At 70.1% G+C, this 19,418-nt stretch carries 21 protein-coding genes and 1 tRNA gene; 9 read left to right on the plus strand and 13 right to left on the minus strand.

What is annotated here, in order from left to right:
• Position 1 precedes the first annotated feature (1 nt).
• Positions 2-214 (plus strand): hypothetical protein, encoded by a 213-nt coding sequence (locus KF887_09340; GenBank protein QYK43270.1) that lies wholly within the window; start codon positions 2-4, stop codon positions 212-214.
• Positions 215-238: 24 nt separating this feature from the next.
• On the opposite strand, the gene KF887_09345 is transcribed toward KF887_09340, so the two are convergent.
• The 8 genes from KF887_09345 to KF887_09380 form a co-directional block, all read right to left on the minus strand.
• On the minus strand, positions 239-1,318 hold the full coding sequence (locus KF887_09345; protein QYK43271.1) for a 2'-deoxycytidine 5'-triphosphate deaminase: 1,080 nt from the start codon (positions 1,316-1,318) through the stop codon (positions 239-241).
• 60 nt (positions 1,319-1,378) lie between these two features.
• A tRNA-Pro gene (locus tag KF887_09350) sits at positions 1,379-1,456 on the minus strand.
• A 72-nt stretch (positions 1,457-1,528) separates the two neighbouring features.
• Complete coding sequence (locus KF887_09355) at positions 1,529-2,314, minus strand: MerR family transcriptional regulator (protein QYK43272.1); 786 nt, start codon at positions 2,312-2,314, stop codon at positions 1,529-1,531.
• A gap of 20 nt (positions 2,315-2,334) precedes the next feature.
• Positions 2,335-2,637: an integration host factor subunit alpha gene (gene ihfA / locus KF887_09360; protein QYK43273.1), complete on the minus strand. Its 303-nt coding sequence runs from the start codon at positions 2,635-2,637 to the stop codon at positions 2,335-2,337.
• A gap of 110 nt (positions 2,638-2,747) precedes the next feature.
• Positions 2,748-3,719 (minus strand): ketoacyl-ACP synthase III, encoded by a 972-nt coding sequence (locus KF887_09365; GenBank protein QYK43274.1) that lies wholly within the window; start codon positions 3,717-3,719, stop codon positions 2,748-2,750.
• Positions 3,716-4,849, minus strand: a complete 1,134-nt coding sequence (plsX, locus tag KF887_09370) for a phosphate acyltransferase PlsX (protein QYK43275.1) — start codon at positions 4,847-4,849, stop codon at positions 3,716-3,718. The genes KF887_09365 and plsX overlap by 4 nt, the downstream gene beginning before the upstream one ends.
• Before the next feature lie 22 nt (positions 4,850-4,871).
• Entirely contained in the window at positions 4,872-5,078 is a 207-nt protein-coding gene (gene rpmF, locus KF887_09375; protein QYK43276.1) for a 50S ribosomal protein L32, read from the minus strand.
• Between the two features lie 163 nt (positions 5,079-5,241).
• The gene (locus tag KF887_09380; protein QYK43277.1) at positions 5,242-5,823 is read right to left on the minus strand and encodes a DUF177 domain-containing protein; all 582 of its coding nucleotides are present in this window, start codon (positions 5,821-5,823) and stop codon (positions 5,242-5,244) included.
• Positions 5,824-5,978: 155 nt separating this feature from the next.
• Between KF887_09380 and KF887_09385 the strand changes: the two genes are divergently transcribed.
• Positions 5,979-6,449 carry an outer membrane protein assembly factor BamE gene (locus tag KF887_09385; GenBank protein ID QYK43278.1) on the plus strand — a complete coding sequence of 157 codons (471 nt, stop codon included), beginning with the start codon at positions 5,979-5,981 and terminating at the stop codon, positions 6,447-6,449.
• Positions 6,450-6,470: 21 nt separating this feature from the next.
• On the opposite strand, the gene msrB is transcribed toward KF887_09385, so the two are convergent.
• Positions 6,471-6,890 carry a peptide-methionine (R)-S-oxide reductase MsrB gene (gene msrB / locus KF887_09390; GenBank protein ID QYK43508.1) on the minus strand — a complete coding sequence of 140 codons (420 nt, stop codon included), beginning with the start codon at positions 6,888-6,890 and terminating at the stop codon, positions 6,471-6,473.
• A gap of 106 nt (positions 6,891-6,996) precedes the next feature.
• Between msrB and KF887_09395 the strand changes: the two genes are divergently transcribed.
• Positions 6,997-7,734 (plus strand): GNAT family N-acetyltransferase, encoded by a 738-nt coding sequence (locus tag KF887_09395; protein QYK43279.1) that lies wholly within the window; start codon positions 6,997-6,999, stop codon positions 7,732-7,734.
• 151 nt (positions 7,735-7,885) lie between these two features.
• Here the strand turns inward: KF887_09395 and KF887_09400 are convergent, their stop codons facing one another.
• Positions 7,886-9,280 (minus strand): M20/M25/M40 family metallo-hydrolase, encoded by a 1,395-nt coding sequence (locus KF887_09400; protein ID QYK43280.1) that lies wholly within the window; start codon positions 9,278-9,280, stop codon positions 7,886-7,888.
• 109 nt (positions 9,281-9,389) lie between these two features.
• Here KF887_09400 and KF887_09405 point away from each other — a divergent pair, with 109 nt between their 5' ends.
• From KF887_09405 to ispG, 4 genes are all read left to right on the plus strand, one after another.
• Positions 9,390-9,953, plus strand: coding sequence for a DUF4189 domain-containing protein (locus tag KF887_09405; GenBank protein QYK43281.1), 564 nt, complete (start codon positions 9,390-9,392; stop codon positions 9,951-9,953).
• A gap of 148 nt (positions 9,954-10,101) precedes the next feature.
• Positions 10,102-11,325: a 5-aminolevulinate synthase gene (hemA, locus tag KF887_09410; GenBank protein ID QYK43282.1), complete on the plus strand. Its 1,224-nt coding sequence runs from the start codon at positions 10,102-10,104 to the stop codon at positions 11,323-11,325.
• Between the two features lie 219 nt (positions 11,326-11,544).
• On the plus strand, positions 11,545-12,672 hold the full coding sequence (locus KF887_09415; GenBank protein QYK43509.1) for a DUF4115 domain-containing protein: 1,128 nt from the start codon (positions 11,545-11,547) through the stop codon (positions 12,670-12,672).
• 94 nt (positions 12,673-12,766) lie between these two features.
• Positions 12,767-13,891, plus strand: coding sequence for a flavodoxin-dependent (E)-4-hydroxy-3-methylbut-2-enyl-diphosphate synthase (gene ispG, locus KF887_09420; GenBank protein QYK43283.1), 1,125 nt, complete (start codon positions 12,767-12,769; stop codon positions 13,889-13,891).
• Positions 13,892-13,894: 3 nt separating this feature from the next.
• On the opposite strand, the gene KF887_09425 is transcribed toward ispG, so the two are convergent.
• Complete coding sequence (locus KF887_09425) at positions 13,895-14,788, minus strand: LysR family transcriptional regulator (GenBank protein QYK43284.1); 894 nt, start codon at positions 14,786-14,788, stop codon at positions 13,895-13,897.
• Between the two features lie 91 nt (positions 14,789-14,879).
• Between KF887_09425 and KF887_09430 the strand changes: the two genes are divergently transcribed.
• Complete coding sequence (locus tag KF887_09430; GenBank protein QYK43285.1) at positions 14,880-16,100, plus strand: MFS transporter; 1,221 nt, start codon at positions 14,880-14,882, stop codon at positions 16,098-16,100.
• Positions 16,101-16,123: 23 nt separating this feature from the next.
• Here KF887_09430 and KF887_09435 read toward each other — a convergent pair whose 3' ends face one another.
• Both KF887_09435 and KF887_09440 read right to left on the minus strand, forming a co-directional pair.
• Positions 16,124-16,864 (minus strand): thioredoxin domain-containing protein, encoded by a 741-nt coding sequence (locus tag KF887_09435; protein QYK43286.1) that lies wholly within the window; start codon positions 16,862-16,864, stop codon positions 16,124-16,126.
• A complete protein-coding gene (locus KF887_09440) occupies positions 16,861-18,195 on the minus strand; it encodes a M48 family metalloprotease (protein QYK43287.1) in 1,335 nt (444 codons plus the stop codon). Before KF887_09440 ends, KF887_09435 begins: the two co-directional genes overlap by 4 nt.
• A 58-nt stretch (positions 18,196-18,253) precedes the next feature.
• On the opposite strand from KF887_09440, the gene KF887_09445 reads away from it, so the two are divergent.
• Positions 18,254-19,408 (plus strand): aminotransferase class I/II-fold pyridoxal phosphate-dependent enzyme, encoded by a 1,155-nt coding sequence (locus KF887_09445; GenBank protein QYK43288.1) that lies wholly within the window; start codon positions 18,254-18,256, stop codon positions 19,406-19,408.
• Positions 19,409-19,418: the final 10 nt, after the last annotated feature.

Below are 19,418 nucleotides of genomic sequence, written 5' to 3' on the forward strand. Positions count from 1 at the left end.
CATGGATTTCGGCGGCGTCATCCGGATGATCATCAACCGCTTCCTGCGGCGCGGGGTCAATACCGCGATCAACAAGGGCATTCGCCATACGGCGGCGAAGGGCAAGGCGCCCAAGGACATGACACCGGCCGAGCGCGATCAGGCGGCGCGCGGGCGCGAACTTGCCAAGCGGGCACGGCAGGCGGCCCGCGTCACCCGGCGGCTGGGCAAGTAGCACCGGGCCCTGCGCAGGGGCCTGTCAGCCCCGGAAATGCTTCGACAGCTTCAGGCCCTGGCCCTGGTAGTTCGACGCCATTCCCGCGCCGTAGAGCACATCGGGCACCTCGGCCATCCGCTCATAGACCAGCCGACCCACGACCTGCCCGTGCTCCAGCACAAAGGGTGCCTCGTGGCAGCGCACTTCCAGAACGCCCCGCGATCCCGCGCCGCCCGCCGCGGCCCAGCCGAACCCGGGATCGAAGAAACCCGCGTAGTGCACCCGGAACTCACCGACCATGGCAAGGTAGGGCGCCATCTCGGCGGCATGATCGGGCGGGATCGTCACCGCCTCGCGGCTGACAAGAATGTAGAACGCCCCCGGATCGAGGATCAGCTGCCCGTTCCGGGCCGTCAGCGGCTCCCAGAAATCGGTGGCGACGTAGTGCCCGATCCGGTCCAGGTCGATCACGCCGCTGTGCGGCTTTGCGCGCCAGCCCACCAGATCGCCGTCCTTCGCCTCCAGATCGACCGAGAATCCCAGCCCGCCCGCGATCACCGCAGGGCCGTCGACCAGCGGCACCGCCGCATGAAGCGCGCTCAGCGCGGCATCGTCCAGGACCGCCTCGCCCTGCCGCAGGCGGAGCTGGTTCAGCCGCATGCCGCTGCGCACAAGGACCGAGAAGGACCTCGGGCAAACCTCGGCCCACAGCGGGCCCCTGTATCCGGCGGGTATGCGGTCGAACTCGACACCGCCGTCGGTGATCGTCCGGGTCAGCAGGTCCAGCCGCCCGGTCGAGGACTTGGCGTTCGCAACACCCGACACAGCCGCAGGCAGGGCCAGCCGTTCTGCCAGCGGAATCAGATAGACGCAGCCGCGTTCCAGCACCGCGCCCTTCGTCAGGTCCACCCGGTGCATCTCGAAATCGGCCAGCCGGTCCTGCACGCTGCGGCCCGCGCCGGTCAGGAAGGACGCGCGCACGCGGATCGCCTCGCCCCCCAGCCGCAGGTCAAGGCTGGCCGGCTGCACCTGCACCGGCAGCACGGCGCCGTCCGCCGAGATCGCCCCGCTGGTGATCAGTGACCGCAGGGTCTGTGCGGGCAGAACGCCGTGCGCCGTCATTCGATCCCCCCGGAACGGAACCGCCCGCGCGTCCCTTCGGACGGCGGGCGGTTTCGATGATGGTCGGGCCGGCGAGATTCGAACTCGCGACCTTCCGCCCCCCAGACGGACGCGCTAACCAGGCTGCGCCACGGCCCGAACGCCGGGATACATACCGGTTTTCCGGTCAGGGGCAAGCGGGAAAAGGCGGTTGCCACGACGGGCCCGGCGTCAGCGGCGGGGGCTGCGGTCCGCCAGCCGCTCGGACAGGTCGGCCAGCGCGGCGCGCAGGGGGGCTACGGCCTCGGCACGCGGGGCAAGCGCACCCACCCGCAAGGCGCGCAGACGGGTCGCCATGGGGGGCAGGGCCGACGCGGCCGCGGGATCGGGCGGCGGCGGGGCGGCAGGCGCTTCCCGCTGCGCGAACCCGCCCGAGAACAGCGGAAGCCCGTCAAGCGGACCGCGCGAACCATCCGGCGCCCCGTCGGGTTGCGGCGGCGCCTGCGCCGGTGCCGCAGGCGCCCTCACATCGTCACCGTCCGGCCTCGCGGGCAACACCGGCTCGGCGGGCACCTCTGCTGCCGCGTCGGGGGCTTCATCGCCCCCCGCCGCCGCGAACCAACTGTCCGGACCGGCCCGCACCTCGGCGCCAGGTGCGGCATCCGCGTCGCCGTCCCAGATCTCCGCCACCGGCATGTCAGCGCGCGGCACATCGTCGGCGGCAACCGGATCGAACGCCGCCGCATCGTCGGCCGACAGGCCCGCGACATGCCGGACACCCTGTTCGCGCAGCACTTTCTGTACACCCCGTATGGTCATGCCCTCGTCATGCAGCAGCCGCCGGATGCCCGCCAGAAGGGCCACGTCGGAGGGCCGGTAGTATCGCCGCCCACCCGCCCGCTTGACCGGCCGCACCTGCGGAAACCGGCTTTCCCAGAAACGCAGGACATGCGCCGGGGTATCCAGATATTCGGCAACCTCGCTGATCGTGCGGAAGGCGTCGGGCGACTTGTCCACTTACCCCCCTTCCTGCAGGCTCAGGCCTTGGCCCCGGCAGCCACGCGATCCTTCATCAGATGCGAGGGGCGGAAGGTCAGGACACGGCGCGGGCTGATCGGAACCTCGTCGCCGGTTTTGGGATTGCGGCCGACGCGGGCCGACTTGTCGCGGATCGAGAACGTGCCGAACGACGAGATCTTCACGGTCTCGCCTGCCGCCAGGGCGTCGGACATGTGCTGCAGCACGCTTTCCACAAGTTGCGCGCTTTCGTTGCGGCTGAGGCCCACCTCGCGGAACACCGCTTCGCTCAGGTCCATCCGGGTCAAAGTCCGGTCGCCCATGTCGTCCCCCCACGCTTGTTTCCCGGCAGGATGCGCGCCGGGATTTTGCGAGTCAATATCAGACACTTGGGCCGCGTTCTTCAAATGCGCGATTCCGCCGGTCGGCGGGCCTACCAGCGCAGGACGACAGCCCCCCAGGCCAGTCCGCCGCCGATTGCCTCGGTCACGACCAGGTCGCCCCGCTTGATCTGGCCCCGCGCGCAGCCGATCGACAGCGCCAGGGGAATCGATGCGGCAGAGGTATTCCCATGGTCCTGAACGGTCACGACGACCCGTTCCATGGGCACCTGCATGCGTTTTGCCGTGGCTTCGATGATGCGGATGTTGGCCTGATGCGGCACGATCCAGTCGACATCCGCCCCCGAGAGCCCTGCCTTGTCCAGCGCCGCATGGGCGGTCTCGGCGAGCTTCTCGACGGCGTGGCGGAACACCTCTTTCCCCTGCATCCGCAGGTGGCCCGTCGTTCCCGTCGAGGTGCCGCCGTCGACGTAGAGGATGTCGCGATGCCGCCCGTCCGAATGCAGGTCGACCGACAGGATGCCGCGGTCAGCCGATGTGCCCGCACCCTCGGCCGCCTCGAGCACCAGCGCCCCGGCGCCGTCGCCGAACAGCACACTCGTGGTGCGGTCGTCCCAGTCCATCAGGCGGCTGAAGGTCTCTGCGCCGATCACCAGAACCCGTCCGGCCATGCCGCCCCGGATCAGCGCGTCGGCCTGTCCCAGCGCGAACACGAAGCCCGCGCAGACGGCCTGGGTGTCATAGGCAAAGCCCCGCGTCATGCCCAGACCCGCCTGCACCATGGTCGCGGCCGAGGGGAAGGTCAGGTCGGCGGTCGATGTGGCCAGGACGATGGCGTCCACATCGTCGGCAGCAAGGCCCGCGTCGGCCAGCGCGGCCTGCGCGGCGCGGATCGCAAGGTCGGACGTGGTCTGGCCGGGGGCCGCGAAATGCCGCCGCTCGATCCCCGACCGTGACCGGATCCATTCGTCCGACGTCTCGATGCGGGCGGCGAATTCGCTGTTCGGCACCACGCGCTCGGGCAGATAGTGCCCGACGCCCCTGACCACGGCGCGCACGTTCATTCGGCTGACTCTGCCCCCGCTCCCAACTGCGCGGCATCCTGCCCCGCCCGGCCCGTGCTGGCAACCCGCGCCGCCAGGCGGTCGTTGAAGCCGGACTTGGCAAGCTGGAACGCCAGCTTTATGGCCGCCGCCACGCCGGTCGCATCGGCCGAGCCGTGCGATTTCACGACGGTTCCGTTCAGCCCGAGGAACACGCCGCCATTCACCCGGCGCGGGTCGATGCGCTTCTGCAGTCGCCGCAGCGAGGTGATGGCCAGCAGTGCCGCGATCTTCGACAGGAAGGTCGCGTTGAACGCCTCCTTCAGGAAGTCCGAGATCAGCTTGGCCGTCCCCTCGCCGGTCTTCAGCGCGATGTTGCCGGTAAACCCGTCCGTCACGATGACGTCGGCGCGATTGCCCGGGATGTCGCCGCCCTCCACGAAACCCACGAACTCGTAGGCCCCGGCCTCGGCCGCCGCCGCCATCTTGTCATGGGCAAGCTTCAGCTCGGCCCGGCCCTTGTGTTCCTCGGTGCCCACGTTCAGCAGGCCGACGCGCGGCCGGTCCAGGTTCAGGCCGTTGCGCGCATAGGATGCGCCCATGGTCGCGAACTGCAGCAGGTCGTCGGCATCGGCGCGGATATCGGCGCCCACGTCGAGCATCACGTTGAAGCCGCCCGTGTTGCGGCTGGGCCAGAGGCAGGCGATCGCGGGGCGGTTCACGCCCGGCAGCTTGCGCAGCTTGATCATCGACAGCGCCATCAGCGCGCCGGTGTTGCCGCAGGACACGGCCACCGTCGCCTCGCGCGATTTCACCGCGTCGATGCAGGACCACATCGACGTGCCCTCGCCGTGCCGCATCACCTGGCTGGGCTTGTCGTGCATCGTCACCGCGCGCGGCGCATGGCGGACCTCGCAGCGTCCGGCCAGCATGCGGCGGCGATTGACCAGCGGGCGCAGCACCGCCTCGTCGCCATGCAGGATGAAGGCGATGTCCGGGTTCTTGCTGGCAGAAATCACAAGTCCGGCGACCACTGCCGCCGGACCCCTGTCGCTGCCCATCGCATCGACCGATATCACGATGCGCCCTGCGGCGTGGCCCGCGTCGCCCGTTACTTCGCCCGTCGGGGGCCGGTCGGCGGCATCGCGCATGGCAGGGCGGGAGTGGCGCGGCTTACGCCGCGTCCTCGTCCAGATCGACCTCTTTCGCGGTCGCCACAACCTCGCGGGCGTCATAGTGGCCGCAGGCGCCGCAAACGTGGTGCGGGCGCTTCAGCTCGCCGCAGTTCGGGCATTCCGCCGGATTGGCGGCGACAAGCGCGTCATGCGCACGGCGCATGTTGCGGCGGGATTTGGTGACTCGGTTCTGCGGGACAGCCATGTCTCGACCTTTGATAGATGCGGGCGGATGGCCCTGATTTTCCTCACGGATCCGGGGCATGCCCCGACAACCGGGGCGACGCGCGCCAAACCTCGAACGAGGCGCGGAACATACTGCGATTCCGCCCGGGTGCAAGGGCTTTCTCGCCCTGTGCCGCGGTGTCTCAGCGCTCGTCCTCGGGCGGGTCGCGCGACAGGCTGTCCTTCAGTGCGGCAAGCCCCGCGAAGGGTCGCAGATCCTCGTCGCGCAGCGGCGCGATGCCCGGCGGGGCAAAGACCGCCTCACCCAGGCCCGCACCCGGGGCCCGCGGATAGGGCGGCAGCGCCAGGGCCAGCGCCTCGACCGCGACAGCGCCGCCGTCGATCGCCTCGGGCAGCGGCTCGGTATCCACGTCCTCGGGCAGTTCCACCTCGTCGCCCTGCGGCGCCTCGTGCCCGGCCACATACAGGCGGCGCACCGGCTCGGCGATATCGGTGGTCACCGGGGCCAGGGTCACCGCGCAGGGCTGCACCACCCGCGCGGTCAGCCGCGCCAGCAGTTCCACGTCGTGCCGCCCCACGGGGCGCAGTTCGCCGGACAGCCGAAGCGCGGGCAGGTCGATGAGGTCGAGATACCGCGCGATCCGGGCCCGCGTCGCGGCGTCGGGCGCCAGGTCGAAGGTCTGCGTGCGGCGGGCGGGCAGCTTGCGCACCGGCCATGGGCATGACCAGGGCAGGGCATCCGGCGGGACATCGGCGTCTGTCATGGGACCTCCGCAGTCAGGGGCGCGGGCCGGGAGGGCGACGCGCATGTTCCTTGAACAGCCGCGCGTCCTTCGTTAAGCCGATAGGGCGGCGCGGCCTGACCTTTCGCATAGGGGCAGGCGGCGCCCGGGACAAGAGGCCGGAACAAGAGGCGGCGATGGCGGGGCAGTCGGGCGGGATGAGGATGCGGCGCGCGCGCCTGGGTGTTGCCGTGGCAATACTCGCGGTGGCGGCGGCCTGCGCGCAGATCGTCCGGACGCATGGCTACGCACCGACCGATGCGGAACTCTCCGAGATCGTGGTGGGCGTCGATACGCGCGACAGCGTGGCCGAAACGGTCGGGCGACCCTCGGCGCAGGGGCTGCTGAACGACGACGGCTGGTTCTATGTGCAAAGCCGTTTCCGCCACATGGGTCCGCGCGAACCCAAGGAGATCGAGCGCCAGGTCGTCGCGATCACCTACGATCAGGCGGGCGTGGTGCAGAACATCGAGCGCTTCGGGCTGGAGCAGGGGCGCGTTGTCGCCCTGTCGCGCCGCGTGACCGAATCGAACGTCCGCAGCTTCAGCTTCGTGCGCCAGCTGCTGCAGAACTTCGGGCGGTTCAACGCGGGCGAGCTGCTGCGCTGACGCCGGCGGGGCGCCTGGCGGTTAGTCCGGCTGCGGTTCGAACCGCAGGGCAACCCCGTTGATGCAGTAGCGCAGGCCGGTGGGTTTCGGTCCGTCCGGAAACACGTGGCCGAGATGCGCGTCGCAGCGGTCGCAGTGCACCTCGGTCCGGCGCATGAACCAGCTGCGATCCTCGGTCGTGGCGATGGGCGCGTCTTCGGCCGGGGCCCAGAACGAGGGCCAGCCGGTGCCGCTGTCGAACTTGCGCGCCTGGTCGAACAGCGGGGCATCGCAGCAGATGCAGCGGAAGATGCCCCTGGCCTTGGGGAAGTTGTCATGGGTGAAGGCCCGTTCGGTGCCGTGCTGGCGCGTCACCTTGTAGGCCAGGTCCGAGAGTTGCGCGCGCCATTCGGCCTCGGACTTCACCACCTTGCCGTCGCTGTTGCCTGACGTTCCGTCCATCGCCGCCGCCCCTTGTGTCGCATCGCCGTCATGGCTTGCGTGATATGCCACCCATACGCATATCTAGGCGGGCCATGCGCATCCGCCAAGGCAGGAGGAGCCTTCCGTGCTCTCGCTTCTTCGGGGCCGCTATCGCGCCCGCACCGCCGACACACCGGACGACATCACCCGCGCGCAGGATCTGCGGACCCTGTGTTTCCGGGGGGCGGACGGACCGCAGGATGCCGACGCCTTCGATGCGATCTGCACCCACATGCTGGTCGAGGAAACCCGGAGCGGCACGCTGGTCGCCTGTTTCCGGCTGCTGCCGCTGTCGGCGGGCTGCGAGATCAGCCGCAGCTATTCGGCGCAGTTCTACGACCTGCGGGCGCTGTCGGCCTATGAGGGCCGCATGGTCGAGATGGGCAGGTTCTGCATCCATCCCGACTGGAAGGATGCCGACATCCTGCGGGTGGCCTGGGGGGCGATGACCGCCTGGGTGGACCGTGAGGGGGTCGAGATGCTGTTCGGCTGCTCGTCGTTCCACGGCACCGAGGCCGAGGCCTATCTGGATGCCTTCGCGATGCTGAAGGATGCGCATCTGGCGCCGCGCCGCTGGCTGCCGCGGGTGAAGGCGCCGAACGTGTTCCGGTTCGCCCAGAAGCTGCGGCTGCGGAAACCCGACGCGAAGCGCGCGATGCTGGGGATGCCGCCCCTGCTGCGGACCTATCTGATGATGGGGGGCTGGGTCAGCGATCATGCGGTCGTCGACCGGGACCTGAACACGCTGCATGTGTTCACGGGGCTGGAGATCCGGTCGATCCCGCCAAGCCGGGCGCGGCTGCTGCGCGGGGTGGCGGGCTAGGCGTCCCACGGTGGGACGCTTTCTGCGCCGTTTGATTCCAATGACTTGGCGGCGCGCGTTAACCACCTGTTAGGAATCGTCCCCTGCGGGCGCCGGTTTCCCGGGCCGCAGGGCGGCCCAGGCCCGCGCGTTCGCCTGCGCGCCCGGTGCCTCAGCCCGCCAGCCGGTCGAGGATGCGGACCCAGGACCGGATGCCCCTGTGGAAGCATTCGAGATCGTATTTCTCGTTCGGGCTGTGGATCTGGTCGTCGTCGCGGCCGAAGCCGATCAGCATCGCGTCCATGCCGAGGACCGACTTGAAATATCCCGCGATCGGGATCGACCCGCCGCAGCCGACATAGGCCGCGGGGCGGCCCCATTCGTCGGTCAGCGCCGCGCGGGCGGCCTCGAACGCGGGATGGTCGATCGCCATCCGGCCGGCGGGGCTGGCGCCATGCGCCTGCCATTCGATGCGGGCATCGCGGGGAAGCTGGGCCTCGACCCAGGCGCGGAAGGCCGCGCGCACGGCGTGGGGATCCTGATCGCCGACGAGGCGAAAGCTGACCTTGGCATGCGCCTCGGCCGGAAGCACGGTCTTGAAGCCGTCGCCGGTATAGCCGCCCCAGATGCCGTTGATTTCGGCTGTGGGGCGCGACCAGAGCATTTCGAGCGGTGTGCGGTCGGTTTCGCCCGCCGGTTCGCTGAGCCCGACATCACCCAGGAACCGCGCGTGATCGAAGGCCAGCCCCTGCCACTGGGCGCGCATCGTCTCGGGCAGTTCGCCCACGCCGTCGTAGAAGCCCGGAATCGTCACGTGCCCCCGGTCGTCATGCATGCCGCCGAGAATCCGGGTCAGCACGCGGATCGGGTTCAGCGCCGCCCCGCCATACATCCCCGAATGCAGATCCTTCGTGGCGCAGCGCAGGGTGAATTCCTCGCCCGTCAGGCCGCGCAGCATGGTCACGATGGCGGGCGCATGATCGGAGAAAAGCCCGGTATCGCAGATCAGGGCGATGTCGGCGCGCAGGGTTTCCGCCTGTTCGCGCATGAACGGGATGAGCGAGGGCGACCCCGATTCCTCCTCGCCCTCGCAGAACACCGTGATGCGGCAGGGCAGGGTGCCATGCACCGATTTCCATGCGCGCATCGCCTCGATGAAGGTCATGAGCTGGCCCTTGTCGTCGGACGCGCCGCGCGCGCGGATCACCTTGCCGCGCGGCCCGTCCTCGATCGCGGGGTCGAAGGGATCGCGGTGCCAGAGCGACAGCGGATCGACCGGCTGCACGTCGTAGTGGCCGTAGAACAGCAGGTGCGGGCCACCCTCGCCGCCGTGCCCGACGACCATCGGATGCCCGGGCGTTGCATGCGCCGCGGCGGTGAAGCCCAGCGCGCGCAGGTCGGCCACCAGCCAGTCGGCGGCGCGGGCGCAATCGCCGGCATAGGCCGGGTCGGTCGAGATCGAGGGTATGCGCAGGAGGTCCATCAGGCGGTCGATCGCCTGCGGCAGGGCGGCATCGACCGCGTCGAGCACCGGGGGCAGGGCGGGGGTCGCGGCGGGGGCGGGCATGGCACTCTCCGTGTCGTGATGCGGCGCGCGACCCTAGCAGGGCAACGGCCCCTGTCCAGACCGCGCGTTCCGCGCTAGGAGAACGATCGTCGGGTGCGAGGAGGCGGCGATGCGCAAGGTGGCGGTTCTGGCGATGATGCTTGCGGCGGGGCCGGCGGTGGCCGAACCGCTGGGCGGCGATGCGGCGCGCAAGGCGCTGATCCCGGACAAGGGCGTCTCGGTCGAGATCATCCGCCACAAGGCGCTGCCTGATGCGCAGGCGCAGGTTCTGGCGACGGTTGCCAAGGGGCAGGCGCATTACGGTGCCGTGGCCTTTTCGCCGGACGACGGGCTGATGTCGGAGGCGACGGTGGCGGCGGTGGACTATCACAGCACCGAGGCGGCCGCTGCGGCGGCGGCGGCCGATTGCGACGCGCGCCGGAAGGGGCGGGCGAAATGCGTGATCGTCGCGCTGATCCGTCCCGCGGCGTGGGAACCGCGCCCGGTGCAGATGTCGGCGGCGGCGGCGGCGGCGTTCCGCAAGGACTATGGCCGCAGCGGGCCGCGCGCGCTGGCGCTGTCGGCGGCGACGGGGCAGTTCGCGCTGGCACAGGGCGCCGAGGCGCAGGCCCGCGCGCTGGCCGAATGCAACGTGAAGGGCAAGGGCGATTGCAGCGTGGTGGTGGCCGACTGACGGGGATCGCCTGCGGGTGTGTCAGATTGACCTGTCGCCAGACCGGCAATTGATCAATATCAAAGCTTGAATATGCGCCGCCGATACATGCTGCGGCAGTAAGCGAACTCCGGGCCTGCCGGGGTTCCGCCAGCGACCGGAGACAAGCATGAACCCCGAAGCCGCCCTCGATGCCGCGCTGAAGCGTCTGCATGACGAGGGGCGCTATCGCACCTTCATCGACATCGAGCGGCGGCAGGGCGATTTTCCGCGCGCGGTCTGGCGCCGTCCCGACGGCACGACACGCGACATCACGGTATGGTGCGGCAACGACTATCTGGGCATGGGCCAGCATCCCGAGGTTCTGGCCGCGATGCATGGCGCGCTGGACCGGTCGGGCGCGGGGTCGGGCGGCACGCGCAACATCTCGGGCACCACGGTGTTCCACAAGGCGCTGGAGGCCGAGCTTGCCGACCTGCACGGCAAGGAGGCGGCGCTGGTGTTCAGCTCGGCCTATGTCGCCAACGATGCCACGCTGTCGACGCTGCCCCGGCTGTTTCCGGGGCTGATCATCTATTCCGACGCGCTGAACCATGCCTCGATGATCGAGGGGATCCGGCGGAACGGCGGGGCGCGGCGGGTGTTCCGGCACAACGACGCGGCGCATCTGCGGGAGCTGATGGCGGCGGACGACCCTGCGGCGCCCAAGCTGGTGGCCTTCGAGAGCATCTATTCGATGGACGGCGATTTCGGGCCGATCGCGGCGATCTGCGACGCGGCGGACGCCTTCGGCGCGCTGACCTACATCGACGAGGTGCATGCGGTGGGCATGTACGGCCCGCGCGGCGGCGGGGTGACCGAGCGCGACGGGCTGGCGCACCGGATCGACATCGTGAACGGCACGCTGGCCAAGGCCTATGGCGTGTTCGGCGGGTACATTGCTGCAAGTGCGAAGATGGTCGACGCGATCCGCAGCTATGCCCCCGGGTTCATCTTCACCACCTCGCTGCCGCCGGTCGTGGCGGCGGGTGCGGCGACCTCGGTGCGGGTGCTGAAGGGGGCGCAGGCGCTGCGCGACCGTCACCAGGCGCAGGCCCGCGCGCTGAAGCTGCGGCTGCGGGGGCTGGGCCTGCCGATCATCGACAACGGGTCGCATATTGTGCCGGTGCATGTGGGCGACCCCATCCATTGCAAGATGCTGAGCGACATGCTGCTGGAGAACCACGGCATCTATGTGCAGCCGATCAACTATCCGACGGTGCCGCGCGGCACCGAGCGGCTGCGGTTCACGCCCTCGCCGCTGCATGACGCGGGCATGATCGACGATCTGGTGCGCGCCATGGACGGGCTGTGGCGGCATTGTGCGCTGAATCGTGCCGAACTGGCGGGGTGATCCGGCTTTCTGCGTGTGCATACGCCCTTGTGATGTGTTAGCGTTTCGTCAATAGAGCGGAATCGCGACAGACTGCCGGGGGCGACTCGGGCAGATACAACGACCAAGACGGGGCGGGACGGGGCAGCTTGGATGATCGGGCGAAGGACCACACCTTCGACGCCAGCAGAGGCCAAACCCAAGGGGTTTGACGACTTTGAACTGCGCCTGGGCGACCTGATGCGCGGCGAGCGCGCGACCATGGGTAAATCCCTGCTGGACGTTCAGCGCGACCTGAAGATCAAGGCCACCTACATCGCCGCGATCGAGAATGCCGATGTGTCGGCCTTCGAGACGCCGGGCTTCATCGCCGGCTATGTGCGCTCCTACGCGCGCTATCTGGGCATGGACCCCGACGAGTCCTTCGCCCGGTTCTGCGCCGAGGCGAATTTCACCCTGGCGCACGGGATGTCGGCGGCCGCGTCCTCGCCCGCCAGCGCGCTGGCGCGCGAACGCCGCGCCTCGCCCGGGCGCGATCCCTTCGCCGATCCGGCGACCGCCTTCGTGCCGCGCCGCGAGAGCGTGCTGGCGCGGGTCGAGCCGGGCGCCATCGGATCGGTGGCGGTTCTGGTCGCGCTGATCTCGGCGCTTGGCTATGGCGGCTGGTCGGTTCTTCAGGAAGTGCAGCGCGTGCAGCTTGCCCCGGTCGATCAGGCGCCGCAGGTGGTGGCCGATATCGACCCGCTGGGCAATGTTCCCGGCGCCCCCCCGCTGGTCCGGTCTGCGCCCGAGGGGGGCGCGGATGCGGTTGTCGGCGCGACACCCGCCGGTCTGGCGCAGGGCGCCAGCCCCAGCGGCATCGACCGGCTGTATCGCCCCGAAGCGCTGGATCTGCCCGTGATGGTGTCGCGCGACGGCCCCATCGCCGCGATCGACCCGCGCCGGGAGGTCGACGCCATCGCCGCTGCCGTGGACGAGGCGCTGACCGCCGAGGATACGGCGCAGGCGCCGGTGCAGGTGCTGGCCGCCGCCGCGCCGGGGGTCGAGCTGCTGGCCGTCCGTCCGTCATGGGTGCGGGTGCAATCGGCCGACGGAACGGTACTGTTCGAGAAAATCCTCGATGCGGGCGAGCGTTACGCCGTGCCGGTGATGGAACAGCCGCCGCTCTTGCGTGCCGGCAATTCCGGTTCGCTGTATTTCTCGGTCAACGGGCAGGCCTATGGACCGGCGGCGCCCGGGGCGCAGGTGGTGCGCAACGTGGTGCTGTCGCCGGAGGCGCTGACCGAGGCCTATGCGCTGGCCGACCTGTCGCGCGATGCCGACCTGTCGCGCTATGTCACGACGGTTGCCGAGGCAGCCGCCGACTGACGGCCGCACTGTCAATCCGGATTGACACAGTTGCCCGGACGCCGTGGCGGGGTTATCTGTGAGCCACGCGATCCCGAACCCGGCAGGCCCAGACATGACGCACAATCCGATACGCCCCTGGCGGAACATCGACCGGCGTCCGTCGCGCCAGATCCGCGTCGGCAAGGTGCTGGTGGGCGGCGGCGCGCCGATCAGCGTGCAGACCATGACGAACACGCTGACCACCGATGTCGCCGCGACCATCGAGCAGGTGCAGCGCTGCGCGGTCGCGGGCGCCGACATCGTGCGCATCTCGACCCCCGATCAGGACAGCACCCGCGCCCTGCGCGAGATCGTGGCGGAAAGCCCGGTGCCGATCGTGGCCGACATCCATTTCCACTACAAGCGCGCGATCGAGGCCGCCGAGGCGGGTGCGGCCTGCCTGCGCATCAACCCGGGCAACATCGGCGATGCCGCCCGGGTGCGCGAGGTGGTGAAGGCCGCGAAGGACCACGGCTGCAGCATCCGCATCGGGGTGAACGCCGGAAGCCTGGAACGGCACCTGCTGGAGAAATACGGCGAACCCTGCCCCGATGCGATGGTCGAAAGCGGCCTGGATCACATCAGGCTGTTGCAGGACAACGATTTCCACGAATTCAAGATCAGCGTGAAGGCGTCGGACGTGTTCCTGGCCGCCGCCGCCTACCAGCAGCTTGCCGATGCGACCGATGCGCCGATCCACCTGGGGATCACCGAGGCGGGCGGGCTGGTCAGCGGCACCGTCAAATCGGCCATCGGCCTTGGCAACCTGCTGTGGATGGGGATCGGCGACACCATACGGGTCAGCCTGTCGGCCGATCCCGTGGAAGAGGTGAAGGTCGGCTTCGAGATCCTGAAGTCGCTGGGCCTGCGGCACCGGGGGGTGACGATCATCTCCTGCCCGTCCTGCGCGCGGCAGGGATTCGACGTGATCAAGACGGTTTCGGCGCTGGAGGAACGTCTGGCGCATGTGACGACCAGCCTGAGCCTGTCGATCATCGGGTGCGTGGTGAACGGCCCGGGCGAGGCGCTGATGACCGACATCGGGTTTACCGGTGGCGGCGCGGGGAAGGGCATGGTCTATCTGGCGGGCCGGCAGGCGCATACGCTGGGCAACGACCGGATGATCGACCACATCGTCGAACTGGTCGAGCGCAAGGCGGCCGAGATCGAGGCGGCCGCCGCGCAGGCGGCGGAATAGCGATCAGTCGTCATCCTTCAGGCGGGGCACCAGAAAGTCGATGAAGGCGCGCAGCCGCGCGGTGACCGACTGGGCCGAGGGATAGACGAAATAGATGCCCTTGCGCGGGGTCGTCCAGCCAGGCAGCACCTGCACCAGGCGGCCCGCCGCGATCTCGGGGCGCGCGATGATGCGGGGCAGGGCGGCGATGCCGCCACCGGCCAGCACCGCGTCGCGGATCGCCAGGTGCGAGCCGAGGCGCAGCGCGGGCCGGGCGGGAACCTCGATCATCTCGTCGCCCCGCACCAGGGGCCAGCCGCCGGGCCAGGGCGCCGCCAGCCCGATCAGGGGATGGTCGGTCAGATCCCCGGGGTGGCGGATGGCGGACAGGCCGGGCAGGTCGGGATGCGCGGCCAGCACCGCCTGGCCGTGCAGCATCAGCCGCGCCACCTGCGCGCTGTCCTCCATCGGGCCGAGCCGCAGGCAGCCGTCGAACCCTTCCTCGAGCAGGTCGGGCGCACGGTCGAGGAAGTGGATTTCCAGCGTCACCTCGGGATGGGCGCGGCGGAACTCGGCAGCGATCCGGCCCATCAGCAGGTTGCCCACCACCGGCGGCATGGCCAGCCGCAGGTGGCCGCGCGGCTGGCCGCTGGCCTCGCCCAGGGCGCGGCGGATGTCGTCGGCCTCGCCCAGCAGGCGGTCGGCGCGGGCGGCAAGAACCTCGCCCTCCTGCGTCACGCGCAGGTGCCGGGTCGTGCGTTCGATCAGCCGCACGCCCAGATGCGTTTCGAGATCGGCCACACGTTTGGACAGGGTCGATTTCGGCACCCGCAGCGACAGGGCGGCGCCGGAAAAGCTGCCCTCGCGCAGCACGGCACGAAAGGCGCGAAGGGCGGCGAGATCAAGATCACTATCCATGATTCTGAACACTCATTCCATTGATTGCGATATTGTCCATATGTCGGGATTTCTGCAAGGTCCAGCCTGACGACAGATGCAGGAGACGGACATGCAGGCAACGGGTGCCGGCGAGGCGCAGCCGGGATGGCCGGTGACGGCGGCGGTGATGGGCATCGCCGCCATGACGATCATGGCGAACGCGACCATCGCGTCGTCGCTGCCCGGGCTGCGGGCCCATTATGCCGAGGTGCCCGGCATCGACACGCTGGCGGGCCTGATCGTGACGCTGCCGTCGGCGTCGATCGTGCTGACGGCCGGGCTGGTGGGGTGGCTCGCCGACCGGTTCGACCGGCAGGTGCTGCTGGCGGTCGCCGCGCTGTTCTATGCGGCGGGGGGCATGGCGGGGCTGTGGGCCGAAAGCCTGACCGCGATCCTGGCCGGGCGGATCGTGCTGGGGATCGGCGTGGCGGGCACGATGACCCTTGCGATGGCCTGGGCGGCCGACCTGTGGCAGGGACCGGCGCGGGCGCGGTTCATGGGGATGCAGGGCGCGGCGATCTCGGCGGGCGGCATCGTGTTCATGCTGCTGGGCGGGGCGATGGCGCTGCTGCACTGGCGCGGCGCCTTTGCCGTCTATGGCCTGGTGCTGCCGGTGGCGGCCTTCGCGCTGTGGGCCCTGGCGCCCGAGGCGCGGTCGATCCGCACCCGCAGGGCGGCGGCGCGGGCGGGCGGCACGGTGCCGCAGGCGGGGGACGGGACGTTCCCCTGGGGGGCGTATCTGTTCGTCGGGCCGCTGGCCTTCCTGTTCATGGTGGCCTTCTACGTGACGCCGACCCGGCTGCCCTTCCTGCTGGAGGATCTGGGCGTCAGCAACACGCTGGCCGTGGGCGCGATCATGGCCGTGCTGACACTGGTGTCGATGCCGGTCGCGCTGCTTTACGGGCATATCCGGCGGCATGTGTCGGCCTTCGGCGTCTTTGCCTGGAGTTTTGCGCTGATGGGCGCCGCGCTGCTGGCGCATTCGCAGGCGACAGGGTGGCAGGGGGTTCTGCTGGGCTCGGTCCTGGCGGGGCTGGCCATGGGACCGTCGATGGCCAACTACACCACGTGGTTCATGGCGCGGGTTCCCGCGACCCAGCGGGGCCGCGCGGCGGGAATGCTGACCACGGCCTTCTTCCTGGGGCAGTTCGCATCGCCGCTGGTGTCGGCGCCGCTGGTGGCGACCTTCGGGTTGCAGGGCGCCTTCGCGGTGCTGGGGCTGGGGCTGGTGGCCATCGCCGGTGGCGTGGCGGCGGCCGGAACGATGCGGCGCGATCCGGTGGCGGCCTGAGCGCCGCCACCCCGCCGCGCGGCTCAGCCCTTGCGCTGCTCGGCCACGATCTGCCGCATGCCGTCCAGCGGCACATAGCCCCGGACCATCGTGCCCTCGATCACGAAGGTCGGTGTTCCGTTGATTTCCATCCGGTCGGCAAGGTCGCGGTTCGCGGCGATGACCGCCGTGACCTCGGACGATTCCATATGCGCAAGGATCGCGGGCGCATCGAGCCCGAGATCGGTCGCCAGACGGGACAGCGTGTCGGGCGAGGGTTCGCCGCGCAGCGCGATCAGTTCGTCATGGACGCGCTTGTAGGCATCGGGCCCCGCGATCTGCAGCGTCGCGATGGCAAAGCGCGACGAGATCACCGAGGCCTCGCCGAGGATCGGGAATTCCTTGAGAACGAAGCGGATATTGCCGTCCGATGCGATCAGTTCGGCAACCTCGTCATGGGCACGGCGGCAATAGCCGCAGCGATAGTCGACGAATTCCACCACCGTCACGTCACCTTCAAGGTTGCCGCCGGTCCAGCTTGCCGGGTCCTCGAAGATCGCGGCGCGGTTGTCCGACAGCATCTGCCGGTCGGAGGCCGCCGCATCGGCGTTGCGCCGGTCCTCCAGCACCGCGATGGCCTCCATCAGCACCTCGGGGTTTTCCAGCAGGTAGGCCCGCACCTCGGCGCGGAAGGCGGTGCGTTCCGCATCCGTCATCGTCTGGGCCGGGGCCAGGGCGGGGAAACACAGCGCAAGCGCGAGCGCGGTGACAAGGCGAGGGGTCATGGGGTTCTGCTCCGTTTCGCGGCTGTCTCGGCCGCCCTGATGATGTCTTGTGCCCGCCGCCAGCCCGGCGAACCCTGCGCCAGCATCCCGGCGGCGCGTCTGGCCAGCGGCCCGGCATCCGGCAGGCGGCCGACCAGGGCATAGCGTTCGGCGCTGACGAGGGCGGCCATCCCGGGCTGGTCGGCCTTGGCATAGGCGGTGGCCAGATCGCGCAGGATGCGCGGATCGGCTCCGTCACGCGCGGCGGCGCGTTCCAGGGCGGGCAGGGCGGCGCGGGTCTGGCCTGCGGCCAGCAGGGCGCGGCCATGGCCGCCGAGGATCAGCGGCTCGTTCGGCGCCAGCGCGGCGGCGCGGCCCCAGTCGCGTGCGGCCGCGTCGAAGCGGCGGGATTCCAGCAGGATCTGGGCCCGCGTTTCCATGGCAAAACCGTCGCGCGGCCGACGCTCGACCAGGCGGCCGATCTCGGCCAGCGCCTGATCGGTCTTGCCCTGCCGGTGCCATGCGACCGCCCGGCGGATCGTGGCCGCGTCCGAGGTGTCGCGGGCGGGCGCCCGGCGCAGCACGTCCGAGGGATTGCGGGTGAAGGCATCGAGCTTGGCCTGCGCGCGGGCGAACCAGTAATCCGCGTTCGGATCGTCCCGCGGCGTGCCCTTCCAGCCTGCCACGAAGGCCTGGACCGCGCGCAGCCGGTCGCGGGTCAGCGGATGGGTGCGGACATAGGCATCCTGCCGGTGCGCGCTCAGCGCCTCTTGTCCGCGGAACAGTTCCAGCAGGTCCGCCGCCGCCTGCGGGTCGATGCCCGCCGCAGCCATGTAGCGCAGGCCGGACTGGTCGGCGGATGCCTCTTCGGCGCGCGTGTGGGCCAGGAACATCCGCTGCGCCGATCCCGCGACGCCAAGCGCGACGCCCGCCGCGGCCTCGCCGCCGCCCGCCGCGCCTGCGGCCGCGGCCAGGATCAGGCCCAGCATCGCCGCCGACCGGGCGTTGCCCATGGCGGTGCCGCGACGGGTGATGTGGCCGTTCGCGATATGGGCCAGTTCATGCGCGATGACCGATTGCAGTTCGGCCGCCGTCTTGACCCGCAGCACAAGGCCCGCGTGGATGAAGATCGTCTGGTTGTCGGCGACAAAGGCGTTCAGGCTGCGGTCGTTGATCAGCATCACCCGCAGGTTTCCGGCGCTGACGCCGGCCTGCGCGGCCAGCGGGCGGGCCAGTTCGCGCAGACCGTGCTCGATCTCGGCATCGCGGATGATGCCCTGCGCCTGCGCCGGCGGGGCGGCCGCGACCAGCGGCAGGAACCAGCAGATCAGGGCAAGGGCCCCCGCGCGCATTGACCTTGCCCCCCGTCCTTTGGCATTCCGGCAACGGGCGCACCATAGGAGGGCGGAGATGCGGCTTTCAAGGCGGGGTGCGGTCGATCCCTTCATCGTGATGGACGTGATGGAGGCGGCGCGCGCGGCCGAGGCGGCGGGACACCGCATCATCCACATGGAGGTGGGCCAGCCCGGCACCCCCGCACCGGCGGCGGCCCGCGCGGCGCTGGCCCGCGCGATGGAGTCGGGGCCGCTGGGCTATACCGTGGCACTGGGCCTGCCCGAACTGCGGGCGGGCATCGCGGGGCTTTACCGGCGCTGGTATGGCGTCGACCTGAACCCCGACCGCGTGGTGGTGACGGCGGGGTCCTCGGCGGCCTTCCTGCTGGCCTTCACGGCGCTGTTCGATGCGGGGGATCGGGTCGGCCTGGGAGAGCCCGGCTATCCCAGTTATCGCCAGATCCTGCGCGCGCTGTCGCTGGTGCCGGTCGGCATTCCGGCGGCGCCGGAGAACCGGTTGCAGCCGGTTCCGGGGGATGTCGCGGCCGTGGCCGACCTTGCCGGGCTGATCGTGGCCTCGCCAGGCAACCCGACGGGAACCATGCTGAACCGTACGGCGCTGGCGTCGCTGATCGCCCATGCGCGGGATCGCGGGATCGCCTTCGTCTCTGACGAGATCTATCACGGGCTGCACTATGGCGACCGTGCGGTCTCGGCGCTGGAAATCTCGGACGATGCCTATGTGATCAACAGCTTCTCGAAGTATTTCAGCATGACGGGCTGGCGCATCGGCTGGATGGTGGTGCCGGAATCGCATGTGCGCAGCATCGAGCGGCTGGCGCAGAACATGTTCATCTGCCCGCCCCATGCCAGCCAGGTGGCGGCGCTGGCCGCGCTTGATGCGGTGGATGAACTGGAGGCCAACCGCGCCGTCTATGCCGAGAACCGCCGCCTGATGATGGCGGGCCTGCCGGGGGCGGGGTTCAGCCGCATCGCGCCGCCGGACGGCGCGTTCTACATCTATGCCGATGTGGCGGACCTGACCGGCGACAGCCTCGCGTTCTCGGCAGAGCTGCTGGGCGGTGCCGGGGTCGCCTGCACGCCCGGGCTGGACTTTGACCCGGTGCGCGGCGCCCGGACCCTGCGGTTTTCCTATGCGCGGTCGACCGAGGACATTGCCGAGGGCATCGCGCGGCTGACGGGCTACATGGCGCGGCGCGCGCGGTTGTGATGTGGTGATC

The organism is Paracoccaceae bacterium (genome assembly GCA_019454225.1).
Taxonomy (GTDB): domain Bacteria; phylum Pseudomonadota; class Alphaproteobacteria; order Rhodobacterales; family Rhodobacteraceae.

Coding starts and splice junctions, on each gene's coding strand:
- KF887_09340 (QYK43270.1), top strand. CDS start 2: ATGGATTTCGGCGGCGTCATCCGGATGATCATCAACCGCTTCCTGCGG.
- KF887_09345 (QYK43271.1), bottom strand. CDS start 1,318: ATGACGGCGCACGGCGTTCTGCCCGCACAGACCCTGCGGTCACTGATC.
- ihfA (QYK43273.1), bottom strand. CDS start 2,637: ATGGGCGACCGGACTTTGACCCGGATGGACCTGAGCGAAGCGGTGTTC.
- KF887_09365 (QYK43274.1), bottom strand. CDS start 3,719: ATGAACGTGCGCGCCGTGGTCAGGGGCGTCGGGCACTATCTGCCCGAG.
- plsX (QYK43275.1), bottom strand. CDS start 4,849: ATGCGCGATGCCGCCGACCGGCCCCCGACGGGCGAAGTAACGGGCGAC.
- rpmF (QYK43276.1), bottom strand. CDS start 5,078: ATGGCTGTCCCGCAGAACCGAGTCACCAAATCCCGCCGCAACATGCGC.
- KF887_09380 (QYK43277.1), bottom strand. CDS start 5,823: ATGACAGACGCCGATGTCCCGCCGGATGCCCTGCCCTGGTCATGCCCA.
- KF887_09385 (QYK43278.1), top strand. CDS start 5,979: ATGGCGGGGCAGTCGGGCGGGATGAGGATGCGGCGCGCGCGCCTGGGT.
- msrB (QYK43508.1), bottom strand. CDS start 6,890: ATGGACGGAACGTCAGGCAACAGCGACGGCAAGGTGGTGAAGTCCGAG.
- KF887_09400 (QYK43280.1), bottom strand. CDS start 9,280: ATGCCCGCCCCCGCCGCGACCCCCGCCCTGCCCCCGGTGCTCGACGCG.
- KF887_09405 (QYK43281.1), top strand. CDS start 9,390: ATGCGCAAGGTGGCGGTTCTGGCGATGATGCTTGCGGCGGGGCCGGCG.
- hemA (QYK43282.1), top strand. CDS start 10,102: ATGAACCCCGAAGCCGCCCTCGATGCCGCGCTGAAGCGTCTGCATGAC.
- KF887_09415 (QYK43509.1), top strand. CDS start 11,545: ATGCGCGGCGAGCGCGCGACCATGGGTAAATCCCTGCTGGACGTTCAG.
- ispG (QYK43283.1), top strand. CDS start 12,767: ATGACGCACAATCCGATACGCCCCTGGCGGAACATCGACCGGCGTCCG.
- KF887_09425 (QYK43284.1), bottom strand. CDS start 14,788: ATGGATAGTGATCTTGATCTCGCCGCCCTTCGCGCCTTTCGTGCCGTG.
- KF887_09430 (QYK43285.1), top strand. CDS start 14,880: ATGCAGGCAACGGGTGCCGGCGAGGCGCAGCCGGGATGGCCGGTGACG.
- KF887_09435 (QYK43286.1), bottom strand. CDS start 16,864: ATGACCCCTCGCCTTGTCACCGCGCTCGCGCTTGCGCTGTGTTTCCCC.
- KF887_09440 (QYK43287.1), bottom strand. CDS start 18,195: ATGCGCGCGGGGGCCCTTGCCCTGATCTGCTGGTTCCTGCCGCTGGTC.
- KF887_09445 (QYK43288.1), top strand. CDS start 18,254: ATGCGGCTTTCAAGGCGGGGTGCGGTCGATCCCTTCATCGTGATGGAC.